Raw genomic sequence first — 25420 nt, 5'->3', positions numbered from 1 at the left:
ATCTCGCGCTCCTCACAAGAACGCCTCGAAGCTGATGACGGAAATGCCGAGCTCGCCAAAGCTCCGATGGGCCGCAGCCATGGAGCCGTCGAGGTCGATGCCGCGGCAAGCGTCCTCGATCACCGCGACCTCGAACCCCGCCTTGCGGGCATCCTCCGCCGAAAAGCGGACACAGAAGTCCAGCGCTAAACCCGCGACGAACACCGTCTTCAGCTCGCGCTCGCGCAGATAGCCGAGCAGGCCCGTCGGCGTCCTGTGGTCGTTCTCGAACAGCGCCGAATAGGAATCGATGCCACGGCGAAAGCCCTTGCGCACCACCAGGCTCGCCCTTGTGACGTCCAAGCCCTCATGGAATTCGGCGCCGGCCGTGCCCTGCACGCAATGCGACGGCCAGAGCACCTGGGTGCCGTAGCTCAGCTCGATGGTCTGGAACGGCTGCTTGCCCGCATGGTTTTGCGCGAAGGAGACATGATCAGCCGGATGCCAATCCTGGGTCAGCACCACGTTGGTGAATTTTTGGGCGATACGATTGATGGCCGGCACGACTTTCTCGCCGCCGGGCACGGCCAGCGCTCCGCCGGTGCAGAAGTCGTTCTGCACGTCGATCACCAGCAGCACGTCGCGGTCGGCAATCTTCATCGCAAGGCTCCACTCCGTCCGCCCGGCGCCGGGCGCCGAAGGCTCCCACCAATGTCGATCTTCCGGCGCAGCTTCGCAACCACCGACAGCGTGTGGCTGCACCGCTCTGGTGGCCAAACAGTCTGCAGGAATGCAACGGTTTGCCTCTGTCCGTGTTGACTAGGCACAATCAAGCGAGGATTCTCGGACCGTCCGCGCAGTTGCGGATCGGATCAGGAACGGAGGCAGGGGTTCCCGAGGGCCGGCAAGGCCGCGGCAGCCGCAGAGCCATGGGTATCGGCAGGACAGGACAAATTCTTCTCGCCGATATCGGCGGCACCAATGCGCGCTTTGCGCTGAGCCAGAGCGATGGCGACCAGACCGGGCCGATCGACTACGTGAAGGTCGCCGACTTCCCGACCATCCGGGAAGCCATTGCCGATGTGCTGGCACGTAAATCCAGCGGCGAGCCACCCCGACGAGCCGTGCTGGCCGTGGCAGGCCCCGTCACCAACAACCGCTGCGTCATGACCAACAGCCCCTGGGTCATCGACGGCAACGAGCTGCAGCCGGCACTCGGCTTCGACAGCGTCCACGTGCTCAACGATTTCGAGGTTGTGGCCTGGTCGCTGCCGGCCTTGCAGCCGGCCGATCTGATCCCGCTCGGCGGACAAGATGGCTTGCCCGGAGAGCCGCTGCTGGTGGTCGGGCCTGGAACCGGCTTTGGCGTCTCCTGCCTGGTCGAGCGCCATGGCGCGCGCCTGGCCGTCGTCACCGAAGCCGGGCATGCGACGCTGCCGGCCGAGAACGAGCGCGAGGAACGCGTGATCGCCTGCTTGCGCCGCCGCCTCGGCCATGTCTCGATCGAGCGTGGCGCGCTGTCGGGCTCGGGCTTGCAAAGCCTCTACGAAGCGCTGGCGGAGGTCGACGGCGCCCAGGTGCCGCAACGCGATGCCGCTGCCATCACCAAGGCGGCCCTGGACGGCAGTTGTGCGCACAGCCGCGCGACGCTGGAGATGTTTTGCGCCACCCTCGGCTCGGTCGCCGGCAATCTCGCGGTGACCTTCGGCGCTCGCGGCGGCGTCTATATCGCCGGCGGGATCGTCCCGCGCTTTCCCGAATTCCTGGCCGCCTCGGCCTTCCGCGCCCGCTTCGAGGCCAAGGGACGCTTTCAGGATTACTTGCGCAACATCCCGACCCGGCTGGTCACCAGGCCCGATGCGAGCTTCCTCGGCTTGAAGATGTTCGCCGACCACAATCCGGATTGAGGCGGCAGGTCCGTTAACTAATTCACAGCTGATTGCACCCAAAGCGCGGTTCCACGCAGGATCGTGCTTGCCCGATTGTTTCCCATGGGAAACAATCGGGCAAGTGTGTGGCGTTGGTTGCGGGGGGCGTGACATGCGTAAGCAGGACGTTGGATTCGACTATCACCGCTATCACCGCCTGCTGACCGAGGCGGACGACGAGGACAAGCGGCTCGCCTTGATCGAGCTCCTGATCGAGGAGAAGGCGCGAGACCGGCTGGCTGCCCAGCGCGCCTCAGATCGCGCCGCCATGACCGCCCAGACCATCGCCAACGTGTTGAGGAGCGGCCGCAGCTGAGACGTGCGATCCCGGCACGGCACGCGCGTCGGTACGCCCCGGTTGCGATTCCGTTAGGGATCCCTCGCAATCTCACGTCAAACTTTTTGCTCTAGGAGTTCCCTCACCTGATGCAATTCAGGATCAACAAAGGGGGGAATGAACATGAGCATGATTTCGCTCGCCGCGATGCCGGCCGTTGCCGAAACGCGTTTTGCCGACTCTTCGTTCAAGACCATCTGGCTGTTCTGCTGCGCGGGCCTCCTCGCCTCGTTCGGCCTGATGGCGCGCGGCATCGATCTCAGTGCCGGCCTGATCTGAGGCCACGACGGATTTCTTCGTGAAATGGCCGCCCCACCGGCGGCCATTTTCGTTTGCGCTCCCAGCGCGGCGCCTTCGCCGCCGTTCAGCGCGGCGCCTCTGCCGTGGCTTCCGGAAACAACGACTCGATCATGCCCTTGAGCTGGTCGATCGAAATCGGCTTGCGCAGGATCGGCCTGCGGCGGAGCAAGGACGGCAGCAATTCCGGCCCGTAGCCGGTGGCGAACAGGAACGGCTTGCCGCGGCGCTCGATCAGGTCGGCGACGGGATCGACGTAGAGACCCTTGAGATTGATGTCGAGGATGGCGAAATCGTATTGCGCGGTCATCGCAAAGGCGCTGGCGTCCCGGACATTGTCCGCCTCCGCGACGACGCGGTGGCCGAGCTCCACCACCATGTCGGCGATCATCATCCGGATCAACGCCTCGTCTTCGACCAGGAAAACGGAGAGTCCGTCCGCCATATCAACCCCGCAGTCAGCCTCGCGAAGCTAATCATAACCGAATTGCGCAGAGGATTCACAAATTCGTAGCGAGCGCCGTTAATTCAGGCGCCCGCAATCCGATTCAACTTGATCAATCCAGTCCGCGCTCGTGGCTGAGGCGCACCATCTCCTGGATGAAGACCTGCTTCTGCTTGTCATCGAGGCTCGAATAGAGCGGCTCGGCGGCGTCGGCGACATTGCGCTGGTCGGCGGCCCGGTCGATCAGGAATTGCGCCTCGTTGCGCATCTGCTCGATGATGTCGTCGGGCGGATCGCGCTTGGCGCGCGCAACCCGCAGGTTGAGTCGCTCTGCACCATTATGCCCCAAGTAGTGCATGGCGCTGGAGAAGCCGTACCAGTGCTTCTCCTGGTCGGGCGTGAGGTTCAGCTCGGTCTTGATCCGCTCGATATAGGAATCGCTGTTGGCCACGATCTGCTCGGCGGTCTGTTGCGGCGCGCCGGGCTGGGTGAGGACGGTAACGTCCTTGTCTTTGTTGTCCTGCTGAACGTTTGGCGCGTTCTTGGCTTCCTTGCTCGCCTTGGCGCCCTTGCCCGCCTTGGCGTTCTCCTTGGCGCTCTTGGCGTCCTTGTCCTTGCCTGCGCCCTGCTGCTGCTTGGCGTCCTTGCCCGCATCCTTGTTCGCATCCTTGGCGGCCGGCGCCTGGTTGGCATTGTTATTGTTGCCGACGCCAAGCACGCCGGTGAAGACGCCGACCACACCGCCGATCGCGCCGCCGAGCACGCCACCGACCGGGCCGGCCGCCTTGTTCCCGGCCGCCGCCCCTTCCTGGACGCCTTTGACCAATCCTTGAGCGTTCGCAACCGCGGCGACGCCGAGCAACAACGCGAGCAGAGACCCGAGCGCGAGCGAACGTCGCAAGTAATGTCGCGCTGGCGGCGCCGGGTGGATCATTCTCGTCTCCATCGTCGAACTGATTGGTCTCGGTCGGGGTAAGAGCCACCCCGCTGGTTGCAACTCTATCGTTTTCGTCGCTTCGAGGTCCAGACGCAGCCGATTGCTGTCCACGCCCGAAAAGTGTTTCGCGCGAAGCGGTTATGGAGGCTTATTCGGAACTGCGGCGTAATTGCGCACGGATCGTTCCCGACCGGCTTACGAGATGTGTGCGTCGCAAAAAACGAGGGAGCGCGATTCACCTGCGGCGCGCGATGCCAGAGGCACTGCCGCACATTCGGGCACAACGTTAGTTCTAGACGAAGCGCGTTCGGCTTTCTCGACAGACGCGGTCAATCATGATCTGATCGCGCTACCAATTTGGCGCACGGCGCACGATCCGGATCGACGCTGACGGCACCGACAGAAACGACCAACAAGAAACGCCAACAAGAAAATCAAAAGCAAAACTCGGAAGAGTTCAGAGGAAACACCAGAACAATAAAACACCCAAGCGAGGAAACGAGATGTCACGCAAGACACTGACGCGACGTCAATTTGTGGCTGCCACTGCAATGTCCTCCGCGGCGCTGATCACGGCGCCCTACGTCCGGGGCGCCTATGCTGCCGGCAAACTCTCGATCGGCTTCTGGGACCACTGGGTGCCCGGCGCCAACAAGGCCTCGACCGATCTCGTCAATGAATGGGCTGCGAAGGAGAAGGTCGAAGTCTCGATCGACTACATCACCAGCAACAACAAGAAGATCGAGCTGACCGCCGCCGCCGAGGCCCAGGCCAAGTCGGGTCATGACATCCTGCAGATGCCGAGCTGGTGGCCGCAGGCCTATTCCGAGAATCTCGAGCCCCTCAACGACATCATGGAGCCGCTGCTCAAGCAGAATGGCGAAGTGAACGGCACCGTCAAATATCTCGGACAGTCGGGCGGCAAATGGCTCGCGGCGCCCGCGACACCGGGCAGCCAGATCAAGGGCCCCTGCTCTCGCATCGATCTGATGAAGAAGCATGCCGGCATCGACGTACAGGAGATGTATCCAGCCGGCGGCCCGCCCAAGGTCGAAAACTGGACCATGGAGACCTTCCTGAAGGCAGCCGAGGCCTGCCACAAGGCGGGCTTCGCGTTCGGCATCGGTATGGGCGAGACCACCGACAGCGTGGACACCGCCGGCGCGATCTTCCAGTCATTCGGCGCCGAGCTCGTCAATGCCAAGGGCGACATCACGGTGAAGACCGATCAGGTTCGCCAGGCGATGGAGTTCTACAAGAAGCTGATCGCCTTCCTGCCGCCGGACGCACCGTCCTGGGACGACGCCTCCAACAACAAATGGCTGATCTCCGGCCGCGGCGCGATGATCCTCAATCCGCCGAGCGCCTGGGCCGTCGCCAAGCGCGATGCGCCGCAGGTCGCCGAACAGTGCTGGACGCACGGCTTCCCGTCCGGTCCGAAGGGACGGTTCGCACCGTACCTGCCCTACTTCTGGGGCGTCTGGAGCTTCGGCAAGAACAAGGAGGCTGCCAAGAGCCTGCTCGTTCACCTGTCCTCGCCATCGTCGATCGAGAAGTTCGTTGCGGTGAGCGGCGGCTACGACCTGCCGGCCTACGCGAACATGTCCAAGTTCCCGACCTGGGCGGAAGAAGGCCCGCCGAAGGGAACGCTCTTCCACTATCCGGACCCCTACAAGCACCAGACGCTGTCGATCGCCGCGTCGCCCGCGCCGCCCAAGATCGCGCAGCAGATCTACTTCCAGGCGACGCTGACCAAGATGGCGCTGCGTTTTGCGCGGGGCGAGACGATGGAGCAGGCGCTCGCCTGGGCCGAAGGCGAGTGCGAAGGCTTCATGCGGAGCTAGGCCGGGATGCGCCAGGGCGGCTCGCGCCACGCGCGTGAGCCGCCAGGGCTCCGCCCTCCCATCCGCAAGATTTGAGGCCGACCGCTGTGGCCGGCTCCAAGGTTGGACTGCTGACAAGAAGACTGACCCTAAGGATTCTGACATGGCCGATGTCGTCGTTGAGCGAGGTCGCGTCGCCCGTGCGACGGGCGCGCGCAAGGGAAAGAGTCTGCGCAATGCGCTCGGGCGAAAATCGACGGTTGCGTTCTTCCTGACGTTGCCGCTGATCCTCCTGATCGCGATGCTGGTGCTCTATCCCGCCTTCTATTCGCTCTATCTGGCGACGCTGAACAAGGCGATGACGAAATTCGTCGGCCTCGGCAATTTCACCTTCCTGTTCAAGCGCGAGACGTTCTGGATGGTGGTGCAGCAGTCCTGCATCTTTGCGATCACCGCCGTCATCTTCAAGGCGCTGATCGGCTTCATCGTCGCGCATTTCGTCCACAACATTCCCGGCAAGAAGCAGCGCAAATGGCGCGGCATGCTGCTGGTGCCCTGGGTGATTCCGCCGGCGATGAGCACGCTGGCCTGGCTGTGGCTGTTCGATCCGTCCTACAGCGCCTTCAACTACACGCTCTCCTTCTTCGGCGTCGGTCCGATCCCGTGGCTGGGTGACACCTTCTGGGCGCGCTTCTCAGTCATCCTCGTCAACGTCTGGTACGGCGCGCCGTTCTTCCTGATCATGTATCTCGCCGCGCTGAAGTCGGTCCCCGATCAGCTCTATGAGGCCGCCGCGATCGACGGCGCCAATTGGTGGCAGAAGATCTGGCATATCACCTTGCCGATGATGCGCAATATCATCGCGATCACCACCTTGTTCTCGCTGATCGTCACCTTCGCCAACTTCGACATCGTGCGCATCCTGACATCAGGCGGCCCGCTGGATACCACGCATCTGTTCGCCACCTGGGCTTTCCAGGTCGGCATCCAGAGCAGCGACATTCCGCTCGGCGCCTGCGTGTCGCTGTTCATGGTGCCCATCCTCGCCGTCGCAGCGATCTTCATCCTGCGCGATGTCAACAAACGCGGGAACGAAGCCTGATGAGCACGCTCACAATCGACAAGGCCGGACCGTCCCGCAAGGTTAAGTACGGCAGCATGAGCCGGGACCGCACCTGGGCACTGCGCTGGTCCTACTTCTTCCTGGTACTGTTCGCGATCTTCTTCCTGACGCCGCCGATCTACATGCTGATCACCTCGCTCAAGAGCAGCGCGGAGATCTCTGCCGCAACCAATCCCTGGTGGGTGTTCCATCCGACGCTATCGAATTATGCCGAGCTCCTGACCTCTAACCAGTTCCTGCGGTTCTTCTGGAATTCGTCGATGATCTCGATCATCGTCGTGATCGTGACCATGCTGATCAGCATCCCCGCGGCGTTCGCGCTGGCGCGGATGAAGTTCTGGGGCTCGGCGACCTTGGCCACCGGCGTCTTCCTCACCTATCTGATCCCGGACAGCCTCCTGTTCATCCCGCTGTTCAAGATGCTCGGCGTGGTCCAGGAGTACACCGGCATCACGCTGCTGAACCGATGGTACGTGCTGCTGTTCATCTATCCGACGCTGACGGTGCCGTTCTGCACCTGGATCATGATCGGCTATTTCGCCTCGATCCCGAAGGAGCTCGATGAAGCAGCTCTCATCGACGGCGCCTCCTGGCTGCAGACCCTGACGCGGATCTTCATCCCGGTCGCGCTGCCCGGGCTGATCGCCGCGACCATCTTCGCGTTCACGGTGTCCTGGGCGCAGTTCCTCTATCCGCTGGTGTTCACGACGTCCGTCGATCAGCTGGTGCTGCCGGTCGGCATCACCACCACGCTGATCAAGGGCGACGTGTTCAACTGGGGGCAGATCATGACCGGCGCGCTGCTCGGCGCCGCGCCGCCGCTGATCATCTACGCATTCCTGATGGACTACTACATTGCCGGCCTGACCGCCGGTGCGACAAAGGGTTGATGACTCATGGCTGACGTAGCTTTGCGGAAGGTAGTCAAGCGTTACGATGACGTCGAAGCCGTGCGCGGCATCGACCTCGACATCGCCGATCATGAGTTCATCGTCCTGGTCGGCCCCTCGGGCTGCGGCAAGTCGACCACGCTGCGCATGATCGCCGGGCTCGAGGACATCAGCGACGGCGACATCATGATCGGGGGCGACGTCGTCAACGACGTGCCGCCGAAGGACCGCGACATCGCGATGGTGTTCCAGAACTACGCGCTCTACCCGCACATGACGGTCGCCGAGAACATGTCGTTCGGGCTGCGCCTGAAGCACTATCCCAAGGCCGAGATCAAGGCGCGCGTCACGGAAGCCGCCCGCCTCCTCGACATCACCGACCTGATCGACCGCAAGCCGAAGCAGCTCTCCGGCGGCCAGCGCCAGCGCGTCGCGATGGGACGCGCCATCGTGCGCAACCCCAAGGTATTTTTGTTCGACGAGCCGCTGTCCAATCTCGACGCCAAATTGCGCGTGCAGATGCGGATCGAGATCAAGAAGGTGCACCAGAAGGTGCGCACCACCACGGTCTACGTCACCCACGACCAGGTCGAGGCGATGACGCTGGCCGATCGCGTGGTGGTGATGAACAAGGGCCGCATCGAGCAGATCGGCACGCCGAACGAGCTCTACCACAAGCCGGCGACGCGCTTCGTGGCGGGCTTCATCGGCTCGCCCGCGATGAACTTCATCCCGTGCCGGCTCGAGGATGTCGGCGGCACGCTTCAGCTTCGCCTCACCGACCGCATCGCCTTTGCGCTGCCGCCGGCCCGCGCCGCGCGCTACAACGCGCTGCCGCGCACCGACAAGCTGCTGCTCGGGCTCCGTCCCGAGCATCTCACCGAGTCGCATGCGCATCTTGCGCCGGGGGTCGAGACCTTCGACACCGTGCTCGACGTCACCGAGCCGATGGGGATGGAGACCCTGGTCTATTTCGGGCTCGACGGCACGCCGGTCTGCGGCCGCGTCGATCCCAATGCCGGCGCTACGGACGGGGCTCCCATGCGTTTGGCGATGGACCTCAACAACATGCACCTGCTAAACGAAGAGACCGGCGTCGTCTTGTGACGCCGACCTAAGAAACGCAGGCAGGCAGGGGAGCGATGGCGACCAACAAGAAGAAGATTTTCGTTACACAAACTTTGTCGCAAGGGGCACGCGCCCTCCTCACCCAGCGGGACGATATCGAGCTCGTCGAGTTTTCCAACCTGATCTCCGCCAAGGACTTCGAGGCGCTGCTGAAGAGCCATGCGCCGGTCCATGGCGTCGCGCTCGGTGCGACCGCCTTCGGCGAGACCGAGCTCGAGGCCTCAAGAGACATGAAGGTGGTGACCCGCATCGGCGTCGGCTACGACGCCGTGGACGTGCCCGCCCTCTCCCGCCGCAAGGTGCCGCTGATGGTGGCGGGCAGCGCCAACTCGCCCTCGGTCGCCGAAGCGGCGCTGTTCATGATGCTGACGCTGGCCAAGCGCGCGCAGGAGCTGCATGCTTGCGTCAGGGACGGCACATGGGCCGACCGGCTCGGCATGCTGCCGTTCGACCTCTACGGCAAGACCGTGCTCGTCATCGGCTTTGGCCGCATCGGCAGCCGCACCGCCAAGCGCTGTTCGGCGTTCGAGATGAAGGTGCAGGTCTACGATCCCTATAAGCCCGCGGCCGAGATCAAGGCGGCCGGATGCGAGCCGGTCACCGACCTCGACGCCGCACTGCCTCACGCCGACTTCGTCACCATCCACTGCCCGAAGACGGCGGAGACGGTCGGCCTGTTCGACGCAGCCCGGATCGGCCGCATGAAGCCGAAATCCTACCTCATCAACACCGCGCGTGGCGGCATCGTGAAGGAAGCGGCGCTGTACGACGCGCTCACGTCCGGAAAGCTCGCCGGCGCCGGCATCGACGTGTTCGAGGTGGAGCCGCCGCCGGTCAGCAACGCGCTGTTCGCGCTGCCCAACGTCATCATGGCTCCGCACGTCGCCGGCGTCACGGTCGAGGCGGTCCAGCGCATGAGCGAGCAGACCGCGCGCAACATCCTGAGCGCCCTGGACGGCGATCCCATCAGGCAGAATGTGATCAATCAGGACGTGCTGGGCTGAGGCCAAGCGAAGGCGGGCCGCCGATCGGCCCGCCTTCGGGACGCCAGAAAGCGTCCCATTTTGGTGCAGATCGGGCCCCAACTCAGCCTTAATCAAACGCGCCTAATGTTCCCGGCCGCGGCGGCAGTGGGACAGACTTGCCGGCCGCGTCGAGCTGGAGGATGGACCCTTGTCAGAGATCGACCCGACCGACCATGCGCTGGCGACCATCGCCAGCATCCTGGAGAACCCCGAGCCCGTTCTCGTCGTCCGCGACACCGAGACGGCGACCGGTGAAGAGGATTCGGCCGACAGCGAACATTCAGCCACCGCTGACGAGGAGCCGGTCGTCGCCGAGCACGAGCATCCCGTCGTCGAGGAACAGCCGCTGGTGCCGGAGCACACCGATGCCGACGGCTACAGCAAGGTCGGTCCCGGACCGATGGTGGCGATCCGTCTAAAATGGATGGTACATCGCGGCGATGACGGCCTGTACTACGTCCACGAAACCATCGGCGAGCAGTCCGCGCCCGTGGTCAGCGGCCCCATGACGAGCGAGGCCGCCGTGCGTTTCGTCGATGCGCATGAGGAAGAAGCGAACAAGCGCTTCGAGCTGCTCCGCAGCGAGATCGCCGGCCGCAGCTCGCTCGCCGATTACGAGCGCAAGGGCGAAGCCTAAGCGTCACCTCTGGCGAATATCTCCGTCCACTTCGCCCCGTCGGGGAGAGGTGGACATCGAGCCTGCCGCTACTTCCTCCCGAGGAAATCCTTCTTCACGAGCTCGACGCCTGCATGCCGCAACAGGTCGTAGGCCGTCGTGACGTGAAAGAAGAACTGCGGAATGCAGTTGACGAGCAGCAGCGTCCGCCCGGTAAAGGGCAGCTCGGTCCCGTTCTTCAGCCTCCAGACGACCTTTCGTTCCGCAGCCGCGTCGATCTCGGCATGCGGCAGGCTCTCGATGAATTCAAGCGACGTCGCGATCCGCGCCTGTAGGCCGGCCATGTCGTGCTCCAGCGCCGGCAGCGCGACCGGTTCGCGACCTGCCAGCAAGGCCGAGGTGACCGTGGCGTGGCGGCAGGCCTCGCCGACCTGCTGTGCCAGATCGTACATGTTCGGCGCGAGACGCATGCCGAGCAACACCGCCGGATTGAACTTGCGGGCCTCGGCATAGGCCACGCCCTTGTCGAGCAGCGCGGACAGATTGCGCAGATAAGGCACGAAGAGGCCGACCGAGGCCTCGTACATCGAAATCGTCACCCCAAGCTTCCTTTCAATTCTGCCTCGCCAGCGACGGGCATCTGGTCTAAATCCAGGTCGGAGGAGCTGTACAATGACAGCTCGGGCATGGGTGGAAAAGAGATGACCGTTCGAATATCCGTTCGCGTGTTGGCAGCTTTGGCCGTGGCGCTGCTGATGAACCTTTCGGCCCACGCCCAGCAGGCCGCGCCCTCGCGCCTCGACGAGATCATGAAGCGCGGCACGTTGCGCGTCGGCATGACCGGCGACTACAAGCCCTTCACTTATCTCGACAAGGCCACGCAGCAGTTCTCTGGCTTCGACGTCGACATGGCGGAGGCGCTCGGCAAGGCACTCGGCGTCAAGGTCGAGTTCGTGCCGACGGCCTGGCCGAAGCTGATGAAGGATTTCGAGGCCGACCAGTTCGACATCGCCATGGGCGGCGTGTCGGTGACGCTCGACCGGCAGAAGAAGGGCTTCTTCTCGACGCCGATCATGCGCGAGGGCAAGACGCCGATCACGCGCTGCGCCGACGTCGGCAAGTATCAGACGCTTCCTGATATCGACAAGAAGGGCACCCGCGTCATCGTCAATCCCGGCGGCACCAACGAACGCTTCGCACGCGCCAACATCAAGGACGCCGAGATCACGGTCTTCCCCGACAACACCGTGATCTTCGACGAGATCGCCAAGGGCAATGCCGATCTGATGATGACGGACGCCTCCGAGACGCGCTACCAGCAGAAGCAGCATCAAGGCGTGCTCTGCGCGGTGCATCCGGACAAGCCGTTCGACTTCTCCGAGAAGGCCTATTGGCTGCAGCGCGACACGGCGCTGAAGGCCTTCGTCGATCAATGGCTGCACATTTCCATGGAAGACGGCAGCTACAGGAAGATCTACGCCACCTGGTTCGACTAGCGCGTTTTTCGCGCGTTTTGATCGCCGGTCCCGTTCCGATTCCATCGGAACGGCGCGTGAGGCCGCGTCCTCCTGTCGCCTGCCTCTGCCAAACTTTGGACCGGCCCCAGGCCTATTGAACCGGGAACAGCGCGACGACGACTCATACCGAGACAGTGATCTAGATCACGTTTCGGAATGGAGCCGGCGCGTAAGCGTTGGTGCGGGGACCACCTGTTCAGGAGATGCGAAATGAGGAAGCTGTTGGCCACGGCCGCATTCCTTTTGTTGGCGAGCACCGCTGCGCAAGCGCAGTACACCTTCGAATATGGCGGGCGCACCATCCGCATCGATCCGGACCGCGGCACCGTGCAGATTCCCGGCGTGTACGACAACACCGGCCAGGGCAAGGCCAAGAAGGCCAAGAAGAACGAGACGAGCCCAGGCCAGCAGGCGCCGCAGGATGCCAAGGCGGATCCGCAGCCGCCGATTGCACCGGCGCCTCCACCTGCCGCCGCAGCAGCGCCTCCCGCAGCCGTGCAGGCTCCCGCGCCCGTCGTGGCCGCACCGCCTCCCGCGCCGCCTGCACCGCAGCCGGCGACTGCCACGGTCGCACCGGCCGCTCCGGCTGTCGCGCCTCCTCCTGCACCGCCACCAGCCCCCGCTCCCGTCGAGCAGCAGGCCCCCCCCCCCCCCCCCCCCCCCGCCCCCGCCGCCGACCGCTGCGGCTGCCGCGCCGCCGGCGCCACCTCCGCCGCCGGCTCCGGTCCAGTCCGCCGCGGTCGCTCCGGCAGCCGCGCCCACGCGCGATCTCAATTCACCGCTCGGCGTCTGGCTCACCGAGGAGAAGGAAGGCAAGGTCCGCATCGAGCAGTGCGGCAGCAATCTCTGCGGCTATTCGGTCGACAGCAAGTCGAACCAGAACGGCGAGCAGGTTCTGATCAACATGAAGCCCGGCAAGGACCAGAAATGGTCCGGCCGCATCCTCGATCCCAACTCCGGCTCGACCTACGATTCAACGATCGCGATGAAGGGCACCGACCGGCTGCGCGTGCAGGGCTGCGCCTTCGGCGGCATGTTCTGCGGTGGCCAGACCTGGACGCGGGTGAACTGAGTCCGGCTTCAACGCTCTGACCACAACAAGGGGCCCGTGATCCGGGCCCCTTTGCTTTTCCGCGCTGTCAGGATGTGCGCCACCTCACGGAGCCTGCCGCCGGCGTGACGCCTCTCACATCGCCGGTTCCGCGCGCGGTGCCATGGTCCCCTGCATGGTCAACCACAGAGGCGTGCCATGAACGGCATTCGCAAAGGACTCTTCGCCGCCCTTGTCGCCATCACCTTCCCGCTGACGCAGGCCGGCGCTGCGACGAGCACTTTCGACGGCACATGGAATGTCCGCATCTCGTCATCGAGCGAGACCTGCGGCAACGGGGCAACCGTCGCCATCGGCATCAACAACGGCCAGATCGCATCGAGCAGCGCGGCCGTGACGGCGTCGGGCCGCGTGGCCGATGCCGGCAGCATCAACGTCACCTTGAGCAGCGGCATCAAGCGCGCGGTCGGCTTCGGCCGGCTCAGCGGCACCTCGGGCTCCGGCACCTGGCGCGGCACCATGTGCACGGGCACGTGGACGGCGCAGAGGATGTAAGTCGCCGTGTCCCGGCTCGGCGACGCACCGCCTTCAGGCGATGCGTCTTGTCCGGGGCGCGCGGATCAGCCGACCGCCGCGCCGTACTCCGCGTCCGTCACCGGCTCCAGCCAGGTCGAGTAGACGCCGTCGAGCGCTTCCTGCATGGCGATGTGGCACATGCCGTTGGTCGGCGATGCCCCGTGCCAGTGCAGTTCGCCGGGCGGAATCCACACGGTGTCGCCGGGGCGGATCTCGCGGATCGGCCCGCCCTTGGACTGGACGCGGCCAACGCCGGAGATGACGTAAAGCGTCTGCCCGAGCGGATGATGGTGCCAGTTGGTGCGTGCGCCCGGCTCGAACGCGACGCGGGAGCAGTTCAGCCGCGCCGGCGCGGGCGCCATGATGACGGGGTCCTGCCACACGGTGCCGGTGAAGTTTTCCTTGGGCGCGCGGCGGGTCGGCCGCGTACCTGCGACGGTGATCTCCATGGGGGTCCTCGCTTCCGTTACTTCTTGCTGGCGGCGTAGCGCGCCTTGGTCTCGGCGTTCATGGGATAGAGGCCCGGCAGCACCGCGCCGTTGTTCACCTCGTTGACGATCCAGGCTTCCATCCGCTCCTGCTCGACGCCCTCATTGAGCACGTGCTCGAGCATCGCCTGCGGAATCAGCACGCAGCCGTCCTGGTCGGCGACCACGATGTCGTTCGGAAACACGGCAACGCCGCCGCAGCCGATCGGCTCGCCCCAACCGACGAAGGTCAGGCCCGCGACCGACGGCGGCGCGGCATAGCCGTCGCACCACACCGGCAGATTGGTGCCGAGCACGCCCTCGACGTCACGCACCACGCCATCGGTGACCAGCGCAGTGACGCCGCGCTTGACCATGCGCGCGCAGAGGATGTCGCCGAAGATGCCGGCATCGGTGATGCCCATGGCGTCGACCACGGCGATGCAGCCATCCGGCATCGCCTCGATCGCGGTGCGGGTCGAGATCGGCGACGACCAGGATTCCGGCGTCGCCAGATCCTCGCGCGCCGGCACGAAGCGCAGCGTGAAGGCAGGTCCCACAAGGCGCGGCAGGCCCGGGCGCAGCGGACGCGCACCGCGCATCCACACGTTGCGCAGGCCCTTTTTCAGCAGGACCGTGGTGATGGTGGCAGTGGTGATGCCGGCGAGGGTCTTGCGGGCTTCGGGGGATAGCGACATGGACGAGAACGAGCTCCGGATAGGCGGGAAAAGAACGCGCGCATCTTGCGAGCCGCAAGCCTTGCGTCAAGGGCCAAAAGACCCACAAGAATGCAGGGCCGCAGCGCCGTTATGCGACGCGATAACAAGGCTTTATCGAGAACCCCTGCATTAATTTATTGGACTTGCTGGCGCATTTACGCGAAGCAGGGACAAGCGGAACTCAAGGGCGAGCCCGCGTTTCCTGAGAAGCCCGATTTCGACAGCTCTTCGACAGCTCATGGCCGCGACGCTTCCCCCGCCCCGCCTTCTGCCCAGTGGCGACAGTGCCGTCACGGTCGAGTTCAGCCGCACCATCGACGATACCGCCAACCAGCGCGTGCTGGCGCTCGACAAGGCACTCGCAGCGAGCCCGATCGACGGCATCACCGAGACCGTGCCGACCTATCGGTCGCTGCTGGTGCACTACGACCCCGGCAAGATCGGCTTCGACGCGCTCGGCGAAAAGATCCTCCCGATCGCGACCCGGCCGCTGCCGCCGGCCACCAGGGCGCGCCGCTGGCGCATTCCCGTGGCCTATGGCGGCGAGCACGGCATCGACCTCGAGGATGTCGCCAAGGCGCTCAGCACCACGCCTGATGACATCGTCGCCCGGCACGCGGGCGGCGACTACAAGGTCGCCATGATCGGATTCACGCCGGGCTGGTCCTATCTCAGCGGGCTCGACAAATCCCTGCACATGTCGCGGCGGCAGTCGCCGCGGCTGCTAACGCCCGCCGGAACGATCTCGATCGGCGGCATCCAGGCCGGCATCCAGTGCCTGGCCGCCCCAAGCGGCTGGCACCTGCTCGGCCGCACGCCTGTCAGAACCTATCAGCTCCACCGCAATCCGACCTTCCTCACCGAGCCCGGTGACCGCGTGACGTTTTTCGCCATCGACCACAAGACGTTCGAGGACATGGACCGCGCCGCCGAAGCCGGCGAGATCGTCGCCGAGCAGGTGGACGCATGAGCCGGCTCGTCGTCACCAGCATCGGGCCAGCCAGCTCCGTCCAGGACGGCGGACGCCACGGCGCGCAGCGCTACGGCCTGACGGTCAGCGGCGCGATGGATCGTCTGTCGCTCGCGGCGGCAAACACGCTGGTCGGCAATGAGCCGCTCGCGGCTGCTGTCGAGATCGGCCCCTTCGGCGCGACGTTCACCGCGAAGGATGGCGCCGTGCGCGTGGCAATCGCAGGCGCACCGCGCAATGCCGATGTCGCCGGGCGGCCGGTCGCGATGGATACATCGGTGACGCTGAAGGACGGCGAGACGCTGACGCTCGGCTTTGCCCGCGGCGGCGCGTTCACGTATCTCGCGATCGAAGGCGGCATCAAGGGCGAGCTCGTGTTCGGCAGCCTGGCGGTGAATGCCCGCGCCGGCCTCGGCAGCCCCTACCCGCGCCCGCTCCAGGCCGGCGACGAGTTCAGCGTCGATGCCGCGAGCGGTGCGCCAGAGCTGCGCATCGAGCTGCCGAAGCCTGCGACAGGTCCGATCCGCGTGCTGCTGGGGCCGCAGGACGACGAATTCGACGATGCCAACAAGGCGCTGTTCCTGGACAGCGAGTGGAAGATCTCAGCGACCTCCGATCGCATGGGCTACCGGCTCGAAGGCCCCGCGATCAAGCACCTGCACGGCCACAACATCGTCTCCGACGGCACGGTCAACGGCAGCATCCAGGTGCCCGGCAACGGCTCGCCGATCGCGCTGATGATGGACCGCGGCACCTCCGGCGGCTATCCGAAGATCGCGACCGTGATCACGGCCGATGTGGGCCGGCTCGCGCAGACCTCGGCGGGAACAGCGTTCCGCTTCAAGCAGGTCAGCATGGCGGAGGCGCAGGACGAGGCGCGCAAGTTCGCGCAGTTGATCCGCACCCTCCCCGACCGCCTCCGCTCCTCCGACACCGTCGAGCTCAACATCGAGGCGCTCAGCGATGCTAACGTTGCCGGCTACGCGGTGAGCGCGGTCGACGCCGGAACCTGGCAGGTGACGGCGGAACCGTAAGCGGCAGCAAGACCAGAGGCGGAGAGCACCCCATGAAGACGATCGATCTCAATTGCGACCTCGGCGAAGGTTTTGGCGCGTGGGAGATGGGCAACGACGCCGCAATGATCGAGCTGGCGAGCTCGGTCAACGTCGCCTGCGGCTTCCACGCCGGCGACCCCGACATCATGCGCCGGACGGTGGAGCTTGCGAAAGCGCGCGGCGTCTCAGTCGGCGCGCATCCCGGCTATCGCGACCTGCACGGCTTCGGCCGGCACCCGATCGCAGGGCTCAAGGCTTCCGAGATCGAGAACCTCGTCGCCTACCAGATCGGCGCGCTGCAGGCGATCGCAACCGCGGCCGGCCACAAGGTCACGCATGTGAAGGCGCATGGCGCGCTCTCCAACGTCGCCTGCGAGGACGACATGACCGCGAAGGCGATCGCCGCCGGCATTAGGGCGGTCGACCCCAATCTCATCTTCGTCGTGCTCGCCAATTCGAAGCTGGTGAAGGCCGGCGAAGCGGCCAATCTGCCGATGGTGCACGAGGTGTTCGCCGACCGCGCCTATGAGGACGACGGCAACCTCGTCTCGCGCAAGAAGCCCGGCGCCGTGCTGCACGATGCGAAGGCGATCGCGGAGCGCGTGGTGCGCATGGTGCAGGACGGCGCGGTGGTGTCGGTCACCGGCAAGGTGATCAAGATGCGCACGGATACGGTCTGCATCCACGGCGACACGCACGGCGCGGTCGAGATCGCGCGGACCTTGCGTCAGGCGTTGAAGGAAGCGGGGATCGAGGTTGCGCCGTTCAGGCGCGGGGCGTGAGGCACGTTCAGTGCCGTAGGGTGGATTAGCGAAGCGTAATCCACCATGCTTCAGCGAGTGCAGAACGAAGTTGGTGGGTTACGCCTCCGGCTAACCCACCCTACAAAGTCGCTAGAACGGATGCACCGATAGCGTGCCGAACACGATCGCTGCGATCACGGCAAAGGCGCTGTAGAGCGCCAGATGATGGGCGCTCGCCCCGGTGCGCCGCGAGAGCGAGCGCGCGTAGAAGTGCAGTCTGGCTTCCGCCGATAGTTCGCGCATGGTCGATCTCCAACGCCCCATTTGCGGGAGTATGAAGGATCAACCCTGGCGGGAGGCAAGATGGCGGCGGAAATAGCGATGACGGTTCTTAGAAGGAGCCTCGGCGCAGATGCAAATTCTCCCCAGATCCGGGTTCCGAGAATCTTATTCGTTAGGATTCGAGCCAGTTGGAACCGAAGCGATGACGGCTGGATGACAGCTCTCGTAGGGTGGGCAAAGCGAAGCGTGCCCACCACTTAGGGATGGTGGGCACGGCGCGCGAAGGGCGCGCCTTTGCCCACCCTACAGCACCGAGCAAAGTGGCAACGGGTTTCCTCGTCCTGGTCCCGCCGAAGCCTAGTACACGTCAGCCTGGAAGCGGCCGGTCTTCTTGAGGTCGGCGACAAAGCTGACGGCCTCATCGGTCGAACGCGCGCCGAACTGGGCGACGATGTCGACCAGCGCGCGCTCGACGTCCTTGGCCATGCGCTTGGCATCGCCGCAGATGTAGAGATGCGCGCCTTCGGCGAGCCAGGTCCACAGCTCGCGGCCGACCTCGCGCATGCGGTCCTGCACATAAAACTTCTTCTCGCCGTCGCGCGACCAGGCCAGCGACAGCCGGGTCAATTGACCCGAGGTCTTCATCGCATTGAGTTCTTCCTGGTAGAAGAAATCGCAATCGCTGCGCTGATGGCCGAAGAACAGCCAGTTCTTGCCGGCTGCGCCGGTCGCCTTGCGATCGAGCAGGAAGGCGCGGAACGGCGCGATGCCGGTGCCGGGGCCGACCATGATGATGGGCGTCTTCGGATCCTGCGGCAGACCGAAATTGTGCGCCTTCTGCACATAGACCTTGAGCTTCTCGCCCTCATTGATGCGCTCGCCGAGAAAGGTCGAGGCAACGCCGATGCGCTTGCGCTTGCCGATCACGTAGCGCACGGAATCGACCGTCAGCGACAGTTTTCCCGGCGTCGCATTGTGCGAGGACGAGATCGAATAGAGCCGCGGCTGCAGCGGCTCCAGCGCCTCGACGAATGCTTCGGGATGCGGACGCGTGCCGGAAAACTTCTGCAGCGCCGCCATGACGTCGAGGGTCGCGGCATCTCCATCGGGATCCTCGCCCTGCGCCAGCGCCCGCGCCTTCTCGCGCTGCGCGCCGCCGGTGATGAAGGAGATCAGCTCGAACAGCGAGTCCGGCGCCGGCGACAGCGAGACGTCGTCGATCAGCACCTCGCGCAGTGTCTTGCCGTTCACCTTGGTGGTGTGGGAGGCGCCGAGCAGCGCGATGATCTGGTCGACGAGGCCGACGTCGTTGCGCGCGAACACGCCGAAGCTGTCACCCACCACGTAATCGAGCTTGCTCGCGGAGAGATCGAACTCGATGTGATAGGTCTCCTTCTCCGACTTCCCCTTGTTGAGAAGGCGGCGCGACAGGAAGGTCGCTTCCGTCGGATTGTCGCGCGAACGGCCGGGCTCGGCGATGGTCACGGTCACGGCGGGCGCGGCGACCGTGTCCGTCTTCTCGGGGGCTTTCGCCGCGGGCGCCTTGTCGAGCTCCTCGTAGAGCGACTTCAGCATCCGCGCGGTTTCCTTGCCGCCGGGAACGCAGAGATTGAGCCGCGCTTCGCTGCGGCCCGCGATCGCCTCCGAATAATCGTGGCAATTGTAGCCGCACTGGCCGCAATCCTGCTGCGCCATCGCCGCCATCATCTTGCGGCGAACGGGACGGCCCTCGGCGAGCTTCATCCGATCGGCGATCGGCATGGTCTGGTCGTGCCATGGCGCTTCGCCGTCGTCGCCGTCACCGGCCATGACGGCCGCGCCCTGCTCCGCCGACAAGGGCGTTGCCACATCAGGCGACAGCAGTCCGGCAAAGAAGCCGTTCAGCCAGGAGCGCTGCGCGTCGGAGAACGGCGCGCTGGCGGGAATGATGTCGAGTTTCGGCGGAGGCGTGATCTGGTTCATGCGGACACCTGTGCATCGGCAAGCTTGCGCAGCGTTTCGCCGTCGTGGCGGCGCGCAAAGGAGAGGAAGGTTTCGTCGGGCGAGGCGCGATGGGCGAGGTAGGCCTTGAGCAGCGCCTCGACCGTCTTCGGCGCGTCCTCGGCCTTGAGGTCGTGATAGACCTCCTGCCCGACATCAGCGTCGGGGCCGAACCCGCCGCCAGTGAAGAGGTGATAGCCTTCGACCGTGTCCTCCTCATTGACAGGCACGCGTGCCCCGATCAGGCCGATGTCGCTGATGTAATGCTGCGCGCAAGAATGGTGGCAGCCGGTCAGATGGATGTTGACCGGCTTGTCCATGGCGACGCGCGGCTCGCACCAGTCGCCGATCTCGGCCGCATTGCGCTTGGTGTTCGACGCCGCGAAACGGCAGCCGGCATTGCCGGTGCAGGCGATGAGGCCGGCGCGAATGTGCGAGGCTTCGACCGCGAGCCCGATCTGCTTGATCGCGGCAATGGCGAGCTCGACATTCTCGTCGCGCACGCCCGAGATCAAGAGGTTCTGCCAGACCGTCAGGCGAATCTCGCCGTCGCCGAGATCACGCGAAACCTTGGCGAGGCCGCGCATCTGGTCGCAGCTGAGCTTGCCGAGCGTCAGCGAGACGCCGATCCAGTTGAGGCCGTCCTGCTTCTGCTTGTGCACGCCGACATGGGCCATGCGATCCGCGGCGGGCCGTGGCGCGAACGCCTCTTCCGGCACGCGCGTGAACGGCGTCTTCAGCCGCTCCTCGACCAGCTTGAGGAAGCCGTCGTGGCCCATGGCATCGAGCACGTATTTCAGCCGCGCCTTGTTGCGGTTGGTGCGGTCGCCGTGGTCGATGAAGACCCGCACGATGGCGTCCGCAACGGCGGTCGCCTGCTCCGGCTTGACGATGATGCCGGAGTATTTTGCAAAATCCTTGTGGCCGGTGATGCCGCCGAGGCCGAGCCGGAACCAGATGCCGGGCTCGACGCCGAAACCATCCTTCACCTCATACGCCGTGAAGGCGATGTCGTTGGTCTCTTCCAGCACCGCAATCTTGCCGGCACCGTCGAAGGCCACGTTGAACTTGCGCGGCAGACCATAGAGCGAGCGGTCGTTGAGGATGTGGTAGTGCCACTCGCGCGCATAGGGCCGCGTGTCGATGATTTCCTGCGGATCGACGCCGGCGGTCGGGGTCCCCGTCACGTTGCGGATGTTGTCGGCGCCGGAGCCGCGCGAGCACAGGCCGAGATCCTGGATGCCCTCGATCATTCTGATCGCGTGCTTCGGCGGAATCTCGCGCAGCTGCAGATTGGCGCGCGTCGTGACGTGGCTGTAGGGACCGCAGAGCTCGTCGGCGAGATCGGCAAGACCCGACAGCTGCCAGTGCTTCATGATGCCGTTCGGAATACGAAGGCGGCACATGTAGGAGTCCTGCGTCGGCGCGACGTAGAAGATGCCGTAATAGCGCCAGCGGAAATTGTCCGCAGGGCTCGGCGGGGTGTTGTCGAGCGCCTGCTGGCGAAGGCGCGGATAGGCATCGAAGGGATGCTCGTCGCGCTTGAACTTCTCCTGGTCGGCGAGCTTCTTGCCTGCCGCGATGACCTTGTCCTGCGCCTTGATGTGCACGGCATCTGGGCCGGTCGGCTCGGCATTCGCCTTGCCGCCGCCGCCACCAAGGCCGCGGCCGACGCGGCTGATCTGCAAGCCGGTCGTGAAGCCTTCGAGATAGCGTTTCTGCTCGTCGGTAAAGTCGACTGAGACCGTATCGATTTTCATGGTCGGTAACGAAGCTCCTGCGGCCACCTCGGTGGTATCGACGGAAAATTGCGCGACCCGCGGGAAACTCAGCTGGCTCTAGAGCCCGCTTCGCAACCCGACGGTCCAATCAGCTTCGTTGCTGCGGGACTTGGCTCAGCAGGCACCAATGACAAGCTGGCCGCAGTGCAACATACAAGTTGCGTGCCAGCTTTCCTGAAAGAGAAACTCTTGATCTTTCAATGGAATAAAGCCGGCCCCGGAAAATGCCGATCCCGGAACTCACTCGAAATTCGAGCACTCGGCCCAAAATTTAGCCGCTGCCGCCCATTGCTCAAAAACGATGCAGGGGACGAATCAGGCCTTCCAGCGGCCGACCTCGAAGGCCTCGAGGTGCCCCCGGATGTTGTCGGGATCGAAGACGGGTCCAGCGAACGCGCCGAAGGCTGTGGGCGCCTCGGCGGGTGGCTGGCGGCCGACGGCTGCGTCGTAGAGATCCGGCCTGAACACGGCCATGGCGGTCTTGACGCCGTCCGGCGTCAGCGCCGTCTGCCCCCAGCGCACCATCTGGGCGTAGAGCCAGGCGGCCTGCACCGGCTCGGGGCGCCCTGCTCCTTCGCGCCCAACGAGGAGATAGCGGCCGCTTTCGCGGAGCGTGCCATCGGGCGAGATCTTCAGGCGTCCCGTGAGGGTCCGCTGGATGACCTCGGCATCGACGCCGATCCGCTCGGGCTGCGCCAGAATCTGCGCCGCCTCGGTGAGGTTCGCAGGCTGCTCGATGAACTCGGCGCCCTTCACGGCCGCCCGCACCAGGGCCGCGACAACGTCCGGATTCTTGTCGGCCCAGACCTGACGGACCGCCAGCACCTTCTCCGCCGCGCGCACCAGGATATCGGAGACAAAGTGCAGGATGTGCCCGATGCCGAGATCGACCGCGACCGAATTCCAGGGCGCGCCGACGCAGAATGCGTCGACATGGCCGCTCTTGAGGCTCTCGACCATATAGGGCGGCGGCAGCACCACGAGGCGCACGTCCTCGTCGGGATCGACGCCGGCCGCCGCCATCCAGAACCGCAGCTGATAATTGTGGGTCGAGAACGGGAAAGTCATGCCGAAGGTCAGCGGATCGGCACCCGTCTTGCGGCGCTTGGCAACGACCTTCGCCAGCGCCTTCGCGGTGACAAGCGGATCGAAGCGGTCGCCGTCGATTTCCTCCATCAGCGCCGCATGGAGCGTCGGCGACACCGTAATCGCATTGCCGTTGATGCCGAGGTTGAAGGGCGCGGCGATCGGCACCTTAACGTGGCCGAGCCCGAGCGAGGACGCGATCGCGACGGGCGCCAGCAGATGCGCGGCATCGAACAGGCCGATATTGAGCTTGTCGCGCACGTTGGACCAGGACACCTCGCGCACCAGCTCGACGTCGAGCCCTTCGGCGGCGGCGAAACCCTTGTCGACGGCAACGATCAGGGCTGCGGCATCGACCAGCGGGATGAACCCGATGCGGAGCGGTCCAGTCATTTCAGCATCTCCGATGCGGTGATGATCGACTGGGCGATCTCGCCGATTTTCTTCTTCTCGCGCATCGCAGTCGAGCGCAGCAGCACATAGGCCTCGTCCTCGGTGAGGCCCTTCACCTTCATCAGGATGCCCTTGGCGCGCTCGATGATCTTGCGGTCCTCGAGCTGCGACTTGGTGCGCTCGAGCTCCTCCTGGAGTTTCGCGAAGGCGTTGAAACGGGACACGCAAAGATCGAGGATCGGCTTGATACGCTCCTTCTTCAGCCCGTCGACGATGTAGGCCGATACCCCCGCCTCGACCGAGGCCTGGATCGAGGCTGAATCGCTCTGGTCGACGAACATCGCGATCGGCCGCTTCACGGCGCGGCTGACCTGGAACATCGCCTCCAGCACGTCGCGGCTGGGGTTTTCCAGATCGATCAGGATGATGTCGGGGTCCACCGCATAAATACGGGCCAAGAGGCTCTGCATCTCGCGGATATGGACGACCTGGGTGAATCCGGCCTCCCGCAACCCCTCCTCGAGGATCGCAGCCCGGATCGGGCTCTCGTCGACAATCACGATTTTGGGCGACTGTTCGGCGCTCATGGCTCACTCACGGCAGGTGATTCATCCATAGCACGCCGGGGGGCGATGCAAAGGGTTGTAATTATGGGCAATTGGGACTAGCTCAGGCCGGTCAATCAGGCAGATCAGATATGGATCAGACGGCTGCGCCCAAGGTCAGCTTCGTGTCGCTCGGGTGTCCCAAGGCATTGGTGGATTCCGAGCGCATCATCACGCGCCTGCGCGCGGAAGGCTACGAGCTCGCCCGCAAGCATGACGGGGCCGACATCGTCATCGTCAACACCTGCGGCTTCCTCGACAGCGCCAAGCAGGAATCGCTGTCGGCGATCGGCGAGGCCATGGCCGAGAACGGCAAGGTGATCGTGACAGGCTGCATGGGCGCGGAACCCGAGCAGATCGAGCAGGCCTATCCGGGCGTGCTCTCCATCACCGGCCCGCAGCAATATGAGAGCGTGCTCGACGCAGTGCACCGCGCGCTGCCGCCGGCGCACAATCCGCATCTCGACCTGGTGCCGCCGCAGGGCATCAAGCTGACGCCGCGCCACTACGCCTATTTGAAGATCTCCGAGGGCTGCAACAACCGCTGCACCTTCTGCATCATCCCGAAACTGCGCGGCGACCTCGTCTCGCGCCCGGCCAATGACGTGCTGCGCGAGGCCGAGCGCCTGGTCGGCGCCGGCGTCAAGGAGCTCTTGGTGATCTCGCAGGACACCTCGGCTTACGGCGTCGATCTCAAATATGCGGAGAGCCCGTGGAAGGACCGCCAGGTCCGCGCCAAATTCCTCGACCTCGCGCGCGAGCTCGGCGAGCTCGGGGCCTGGGTCCGGCTGCAATATGTCTACCCCTACCCGCATGTCGACGAAGTCATCGCGCTGATGAATGAGGGCAAGGTGCTGCCCTATCTCGACATCCCGTTCCAGCATGCGAGCCCTGAGGTGCTGAAGGCGATGAAGCGCCCGGCGGCGCAGGACAAAACGCTGGCGCGGATCAAGCGCTGGCGCGAGGAATGCCCTGATCTCGCTTTGCGCTCGACCTTCATCGTCGGCTTCCCCGGCGAGACCGATGCCGATTTCGCCTATCTGCTCGACTGGCTCGATGAGGCCGAGATCGATCGTCTCGGCTGCTTCAAATACGAGCCGGTTGCGGGCGCGACGTCGAACGCGATCGAGAATCCCGTGCCGGAAGAGGTCAAGCAGGAGCGCTACAACGCGCTGATGGCGCGCCAACAGAAGATCTCGGCGCGCCGGCTCAAGCGCAAGGTCGGCACGCGCCAGCAGATCATCATCGACGAGGTCGGCCCGACCGTTGCGAAAGGCCGCTCCAAGGCCGATGCGCCGGAGATCGACGGTGCGGTGTACCTCACGAGCCGCCGCCCGTTGCGCGTCGGCGAGATCGTCACCGCCAAGATCGAGCGCGCCGACCAGTACGACCTGCACGGCAGCGTCGCGGGGTTCTGAAGCACTCCGTCATTGCGAGCGTAGCGACGATAGCTCCATCACCGTCATCCTGATGCGCTCGCTCTGCGGCGCAACCGCGTCGTAGAGCGAGCCTCGAAGGACGACGGCCCCCGGCTGCATCGCGGCCGCTCATCCTTCGAGGGTCAGCTTACGATGCTTTCGCATCGCAAGCCTCGCACCTCAGCGACTGTGTTCTTTGTCAAGCGGGTTGCCATGGTTTTCGATCCCTGAGCATGGCGTTGAGGATGG

General features: G+C 64.8%; 26 protein-coding genes and 1 pseudogene. 16 read left to right on the top strand and 11 right to left on the bottom strand.

What is annotated here, in order from left to right:
- Positions 1 to 12 precede the first annotated feature (12 nt).
- Positions 13 to 639 carry a bifunctional nicotinamidase/pyrazinamidase gene (gene pncA, locus XH79_RS18015; protein WP_212336409.1) on the bottom strand — a complete coding sequence of 209 codons (627 nt, stop codon included), beginning with the start codon at positions 637 to 639 and terminating at the stop codon, positions 13 to 15.
- 269 nt (positions 640 to 908) lie between these two features.
- Here pncA and glk point away from each other — a divergent pair, with 269 nt between their 5' ends.
- The 3 genes from glk to XH79_RS18000 all read left to right on the top strand — a co-directional run bounded on the left by glk (position 909) and on the right by XH79_RS18000 (position 2523).
- Positions 909 to 1886, top strand: a complete 978-nt coding sequence (gene glk / locus XH79_RS18010; protein ID WP_271582477.1) for a glucokinase — start codon at positions 909 to 911, stop codon at positions 1884 to 1886.
- A gap of 133 nt (positions 1887 to 2019) precedes the next feature.
- A complete protein-coding gene (locus XH79_RS18005; protein ID WP_271582476.1) occupies positions 2020 to 2223 on the top strand; it encodes a hypothetical protein in 204 nt (67 codons plus the stop codon).
- Positions 2224 to 2367: 144 nt separating this feature from the next.
- The gene (locus XH79_RS18000) at positions 2368 to 2523 is read left to right on the top strand and encodes a hypothetical protein (RefSeq protein ID WP_271582475.1); all 156 of its coding nucleotides are present in this window, start codon (positions 2368 to 2370) and stop codon (positions 2521 to 2523) included.
- A gap of 85 nt (positions 2524 to 2608) precedes the next feature.
- On the opposite strand, the gene XH79_RS17995 is transcribed toward XH79_RS18000, so the two are convergent.
- Both XH79_RS17995 and XH79_RS17990 read right to left on the bottom strand, forming a co-directional pair.
- Complete coding sequence (locus XH79_RS17995; protein ID WP_271582474.1) at positions 2609 to 2986, bottom strand: response regulator; 378 nt, start codon at positions 2984 to 2986, stop codon at positions 2609 to 2611.
- Positions 2987 to 3098: 112 nt separating this feature from the next.
- Positions 3099 to 3920 (bottom strand): Spy/CpxP family protein refolding chaperone, encoded by an 822-nt coding sequence (locus XH79_RS17990; RefSeq protein WP_212336399.1) that lies wholly within the window; start codon positions 3918 to 3920, stop codon positions 3099 to 3101.
- Between the two features lie 506 nt (positions 3921 to 4426).
- Between XH79_RS17990 and XH79_RS17985 the strand changes: the two genes are divergently transcribed.
- The 6 genes from XH79_RS17985 to XH79_RS17960 all read left to right on the top strand — a co-directional run bounded on the left by XH79_RS17985 (position 4427) and on the right by XH79_RS17960 (position 10549).
- Positions 4427 to 5767: an ABC transporter substrate-binding protein gene (locus XH79_RS17985; RefSeq protein ID WP_018642027.1), complete on the top strand. Its 1341-nt coding sequence runs from the start codon at positions 4427 to 4429 to the stop codon at positions 5765 to 5767.
- Positions 5768 to 5909: 142 nt separating this feature from the next.
- Positions 5910 to 6848, top strand: a complete 939-nt coding sequence (locus XH79_RS17980; protein ID WP_212336397.1) for a carbohydrate ABC transporter permease — start codon at positions 5910 to 5912, stop codon at positions 6846 to 6848.
- Entirely contained in the window at positions 6848 to 7759 is a 912-nt protein-coding gene (locus XH79_RS17975) for a carbohydrate ABC transporter permease (protein WP_271582473.1), read from the top strand. The genes XH79_RS17980 and XH79_RS17975 overlap by 1 nt, the downstream gene beginning before the upstream one ends.
- A 6-nt stretch (positions 7760 to 7765) precedes the next feature.
- Positions 7766 to 8866, top strand: a complete 1101-nt coding sequence (locus XH79_RS17970; RefSeq protein WP_212336393.1) for an ABC transporter ATP-binding protein — start codon at positions 7766 to 7768, stop codon at positions 8864 to 8866.
- A 35-nt stretch (positions 8867 to 8901) separates the two neighbouring features.
- Complete coding sequence (locus XH79_RS17965) at positions 8902 to 9891, top strand: hydroxyacid dehydrogenase (RefSeq protein ID WP_271582472.1); 990 nt, start codon at positions 8902 to 8904, stop codon at positions 9889 to 9891.
- Positions 9892 to 10060: 169 nt separating this feature from the next.
- Positions 10061 to 10549: a hypothetical protein gene (locus XH79_RS17960; RefSeq protein WP_271582471.1), complete on the top strand. Its 489-nt coding sequence runs from the start codon at positions 10061 to 10063 to the stop codon at positions 10547 to 10549.
- Between the two features lie 68 nt (positions 10550 to 10617).
- Here the strand turns inward: XH79_RS17960 and XH79_RS17955 are convergent, their stop codons facing one another.
- Positions 10618 to 11115 carry a DUF1993 domain-containing protein gene (locus XH79_RS17955; RefSeq protein ID WP_212338138.1) on the bottom strand — a complete coding sequence of 166 codons (498 nt, stop codon included), beginning with the start codon at positions 11113 to 11115 and terminating at the stop codon, positions 10618 to 10620.
- A 114-nt stretch (positions 11116 to 11229) separates the two neighbouring features.
- On the opposite strand from XH79_RS17955, the gene XH79_RS17950 reads away from it, so the two are divergent.
- The 3 genes and pseudogenes from XH79_RS17950 to XH79_RS17940 all read left to right on the top strand — a co-directional run bounded on the left by XH79_RS17950 (position 11230) and on the right by XH79_RS17940 (position 13651).
- A complete protein-coding gene (locus XH79_RS17950; RefSeq protein WP_271582470.1) occupies positions 11230 to 12024 on the top strand; it encodes a transporter substrate-binding domain-containing protein in 795 nt (264 codons plus the stop codon).
- A 231-nt stretch (positions 12025 to 12255) separates the two neighbouring features.
- Positions 12256 to 13117 (top strand): annotated as a pseudogene (locus tag XH79_RS17945) (DUF2147 domain-containing protein).
- Between the two features lie 177 nt (positions 13118 to 13294).
- The gene (locus XH79_RS17940; RefSeq protein ID WP_271582468.1) at positions 13295 to 13651 is read left to right on the top strand and encodes a hypothetical protein; all 357 of its coding nucleotides are present in this window, start codon (positions 13295 to 13297) and stop codon (positions 13649 to 13651) included.
- Between the two features lie 65 nt (positions 13652 to 13716).
- Here XH79_RS17940 and XH79_RS17935 read toward each other — a convergent pair whose 3' ends face one another.
- Both XH79_RS17935 and XH79_RS17930 read right to left on the bottom strand, forming a co-directional pair.
- Positions 13717 to 14121 (bottom strand): (R)-mandelonitrile lyase, encoded by a 405-nt coding sequence (locus XH79_RS17935; RefSeq protein WP_027573427.1) that lies wholly within the window; start codon positions 14119 to 14121, stop codon positions 13717 to 13719.
- A gap of 17 nt (positions 14122 to 14138) precedes the next feature.
- Positions 14139 to 14837, bottom strand: a complete 699-nt coding sequence (locus tag XH79_RS17930) for a ribonuclease activity regulator RraA (RefSeq protein WP_212302315.1) — start codon at positions 14835 to 14837, stop codon at positions 14139 to 14141.
- A 259-nt stretch (positions 14838 to 15096) separates the two neighbouring features.
- Between XH79_RS17930 and pxpB the strand changes: the two genes are divergently transcribed.
- Genes pxpB through XH79_RS17915 form a run of 3 tightly spaced genes read left to right on the top strand, consistent with a single transcriptional unit; the run spans position 15097 to position 17665 of the window.
- Positions 15097 to 15828: a 5-oxoprolinase subunit PxpB gene (pxpB, locus tag XH79_RS17925; RefSeq protein WP_212336384.1), complete on the top strand. Its 732-nt coding sequence runs from the start codon at positions 15097 to 15099 to the stop codon at positions 15826 to 15828.
- Complete coding sequence (locus XH79_RS17920; RefSeq protein ID WP_271582467.1) at positions 15825 to 16862, top strand: biotin-dependent carboxyltransferase family protein; 1038 nt, start codon at positions 15825 to 15827, stop codon at positions 16860 to 16862. Before pxpB ends, XH79_RS17920 begins: the two co-directional genes overlap by 4 nt.
- A 32-nt stretch (positions 16863 to 16894) precedes the next feature.
- Positions 16895 to 17665 carry a LamB/YcsF family protein gene (locus XH79_RS17915; RefSeq protein ID WP_212336380.1) on the top strand — a complete coding sequence of 257 codons (771 nt, stop codon included), beginning with the start codon at positions 16895 to 16897 and terminating at the stop codon, positions 17663 to 17665.
- A 111-nt stretch (positions 17666 to 17776) separates the two neighbouring features.
- On the opposite strand, the gene XH79_RS17910 is transcribed toward XH79_RS17915, so the two are convergent.
- The 5 genes from XH79_RS17910 to XH79_RS17890 all read right to left on the bottom strand — a co-directional run bounded on the left by XH79_RS17910 (position 17777) and on the right by XH79_RS17890 (position 23735).
- Positions 17777 to 17929, bottom strand: coding sequence for a hypothetical protein (locus XH79_RS17910; protein ID WP_035666020.1), 153 nt, complete (start codon positions 17927 to 17929; stop codon positions 17777 to 17779).
- 336 nt (positions 17930 to 18265) lie between these two features.
- Positions 18266 to 19870, bottom strand: coding sequence for a sulfite reductase subunit alpha (locus tag XH79_RS17905; RefSeq protein ID WP_271582466.1), 1605 nt, complete (start codon positions 19868 to 19870; stop codon positions 18266 to 18268).
- Positions 19867 to 21648 carry a NirA family protein gene (locus XH79_RS17900; protein ID WP_271582465.1) on the bottom strand — a complete coding sequence of 594 codons (1782 nt, stop codon included), beginning with the start codon at positions 21646 to 21648 and terminating at the stop codon, positions 19867 to 19869. Before XH79_RS17900 ends, XH79_RS17905 begins: the two co-directional genes overlap by 4 nt.
- Positions 21649 to 21984: 336 nt before the next feature.
- The gene (locus XH79_RS17895) at positions 21985 to 23148 is read right to left on the bottom strand and encodes a CmpA/NrtA family ABC transporter substrate-binding protein (protein ID WP_271582464.1); all 1164 of its coding nucleotides are present in this window, start codon (positions 23146 to 23148) and stop codon (positions 21985 to 21987) included.
- A complete protein-coding gene (locus XH79_RS17890) occupies positions 23145 to 23735 on the bottom strand; it encodes an ANTAR domain-containing response regulator (protein ID WP_008564898.1) in 591 nt (196 codons plus the stop codon). The genes XH79_RS17895 and XH79_RS17890 overlap by 4 nt, the downstream gene beginning before the upstream one ends.
- Positions 23736 to 23845: 110 nt before the next feature.
- Between XH79_RS17890 and rimO the strand changes: the two genes are divergently transcribed.
- Positions 23846 to 25171 carry a 30S ribosomal protein S12 methylthiotransferase RimO gene (gene rimO / locus XH79_RS17885; RefSeq protein ID WP_212336373.1) on the top strand — a complete coding sequence of 442 codons (1326 nt, stop codon included), beginning with the start codon at positions 23846 to 23848 and terminating at the stop codon, positions 25169 to 25171.
- Positions 25172 to 25420 lie beyond the last annotated feature (249 nt).

The organism is Bradyrhizobium sp. CCBAU 45389 (assembly GCF_028128625.1).
GTDB lineage: Bacteria > Pseudomonadota > Alphaproteobacteria > Rhizobiales > Xanthobacteraceae > Bradyrhizobium > Bradyrhizobium liaoningense_B.
The sequence above is the reverse complement of the archived record's forward strand: the minus strand, read 5'-3'. Positions and strand labels throughout refer to the sequence as shown.

What these genes read in the sequence shown, in the direction of transcription:
- XH79_RS18000 (WP_271582475.1), top strand. Translation starts at nt 2,368, where the DNA reads ATGAGCATGATTTCGCTCGCCGCGATGCCGGCCGTTGCCGAAACGCGT.
- XH79_RS17890 (WP_008564898.1), bottom strand. Translation starts at nt 23,735, where the DNA reads ATGAGCGCCGAACAGTCGCCCAAAATCGTGATTGTCGACGAGAGCCCG.
- XH79_RS17970 (WP_212336393.1), top strand. Translation starts at nt 7,766, where the DNA reads ATGGCTGACGTAGCTTTGCGGAAGGTAGTCAAGCGTTACGATGACGTC.
- pxpB (WP_212336384.1), top strand. Translation starts at nt 15,097, where the DNA reads ATGGCCGCGACGCTTCCCCCGCCCCGCCTTCTGCCCAGTGGCGACAGT.
- XH79_RS17985 (WP_018642027.1), top strand. Translation starts at nt 4,427, where the DNA reads ATGTCACGCAAGACACTGACGCGACGTCAATTTGTGGCTGCCACTGCA.
- XH79_RS17995 (WP_271582474.1), bottom strand. Translation starts at nt 2,986, where the DNA reads ATGGCGGACGGACTCTCCGTTTTCCTGGTCGAAGACGAGGCGTTGATC.
- XH79_RS18005 (WP_271582476.1), top strand. Translation starts at nt 2,020, where the DNA reads ATGCGTAAGCAGGACGTTGGATTCGACTATCACCGCTATCACCGCCTG.
- XH79_RS17975 (WP_271582473.1), top strand. Translation starts at nt 6,848, where the DNA reads ATGAGCACGCTCACAATCGACAAGGCCGGACCGTCCCGCAAGGTTAAG.
- XH79_RS17990 (WP_212336399.1), bottom strand. Translation starts at nt 3,920, where the DNA reads ATGATCCACCCGGCGCCGCCAGCGCGACATTACTTGCGACGTTCGCTC.
- XH79_RS17980 (WP_212336397.1), top strand. Translation starts at nt 5,910, where the DNA reads ATGGCCGATGTCGTCGTTGAGCGAGGTCGCGTCGCCCGTGCGACGGGC.
- XH79_RS17930 (WP_212302315.1), bottom strand. Translation starts at nt 14,837, where the DNA reads ATGTCGCTATCCCCCGAAGCCCGCAAGACCCTCGCCGGCATCACCACT.
- XH79_RS17935 (WP_027573427.1), bottom strand. Translation starts at nt 14,121, where the DNA reads ATGGAGATCACCGTCGCAGGTACGCGGCCGACCCGCCGCGCGCCCAAG.
- XH79_RS17900 (WP_271582465.1), bottom strand. Translation starts at nt 21,648, where the DNA reads ATGAAAATCGATACGGTCTCAGTCGACTTTACCGACGAGCAGAAACGC.
- XH79_RS17950 (WP_271582470.1), top strand. Translation starts at nt 11,230, where the DNA reads ATGACCGTTCGAATATCCGTTCGCGTGTTGGCAGCTTTGGCCGTGGCG.
- XH79_RS17895 (WP_271582464.1), bottom strand. Translation starts at nt 23,148, where the DNA reads ATGACTGGACCGCTCCGCATCGGGTTCATCCCGCTGGTCGATGCCGCA.
- XH79_RS17915 (WP_212336380.1), top strand. Translation starts at nt 16,895, where the DNA reads ATGAAGACGATCGATCTCAATTGCGACCTCGGCGAAGGTTTTGGCGCG.
- rimO (WP_212336373.1), top strand. Translation starts at nt 23,846, where the DNA reads ATGGATCAGACGGCTGCGCCCAAGGTCAGCTTCGTGTCGCTCGGGTGT.
- XH79_RS17955 (WP_212338138.1), bottom strand. Translation starts at nt 11,115, where the DNA reads ATGTACGAGGCCTCGGTCGGCCTCTTCGTGCCTTATCTGCGCAATCTG.
- glk (WP_271582477.1), top strand. Translation starts at nt 909, where the DNA reads ATGGGTATCGGCAGGACAGGACAAATTCTTCTCGCCGATATCGGCGGC.
- XH79_RS17965 (WP_271582472.1), top strand. Translation starts at nt 8,902, where the DNA reads ATGGCGACCAACAAGAAGAAGATTTTCGTTACACAAACTTTGTCGCAA.
- pncA (WP_212336409.1), bottom strand. Translation starts at nt 639, where the DNA reads ATGAAGATTGCCGACCGCGACGTGCTGCTGGTGATCGACGTGCAGAAC.
- XH79_RS17940 (WP_271582468.1), top strand. Translation starts at nt 13,295, where the DNA reads ATGAACGGCATTCGCAAAGGACTCTTCGCCGCCCTTGTCGCCATCACC.
- XH79_RS17920 (WP_271582467.1), top strand. Translation starts at nt 15,825, where the DNA reads ATGAGCCGGCTCGTCGTCACCAGCATCGGGCCAGCCAGCTCCGTCCAG.
- XH79_RS17910 (WP_035666020.1), bottom strand. Translation starts at nt 17,929, where the DNA reads ATGCGCGAACTATCGGCGGAAGCCAGACTGCACTTCTACGCGCGCTCG.
- XH79_RS17905 (WP_271582466.1), bottom strand. Translation starts at nt 19,870, where the DNA reads ATGAACCAGATCACGCCTCCGCCGAAACTCGACATCATTCCCGCCAGC.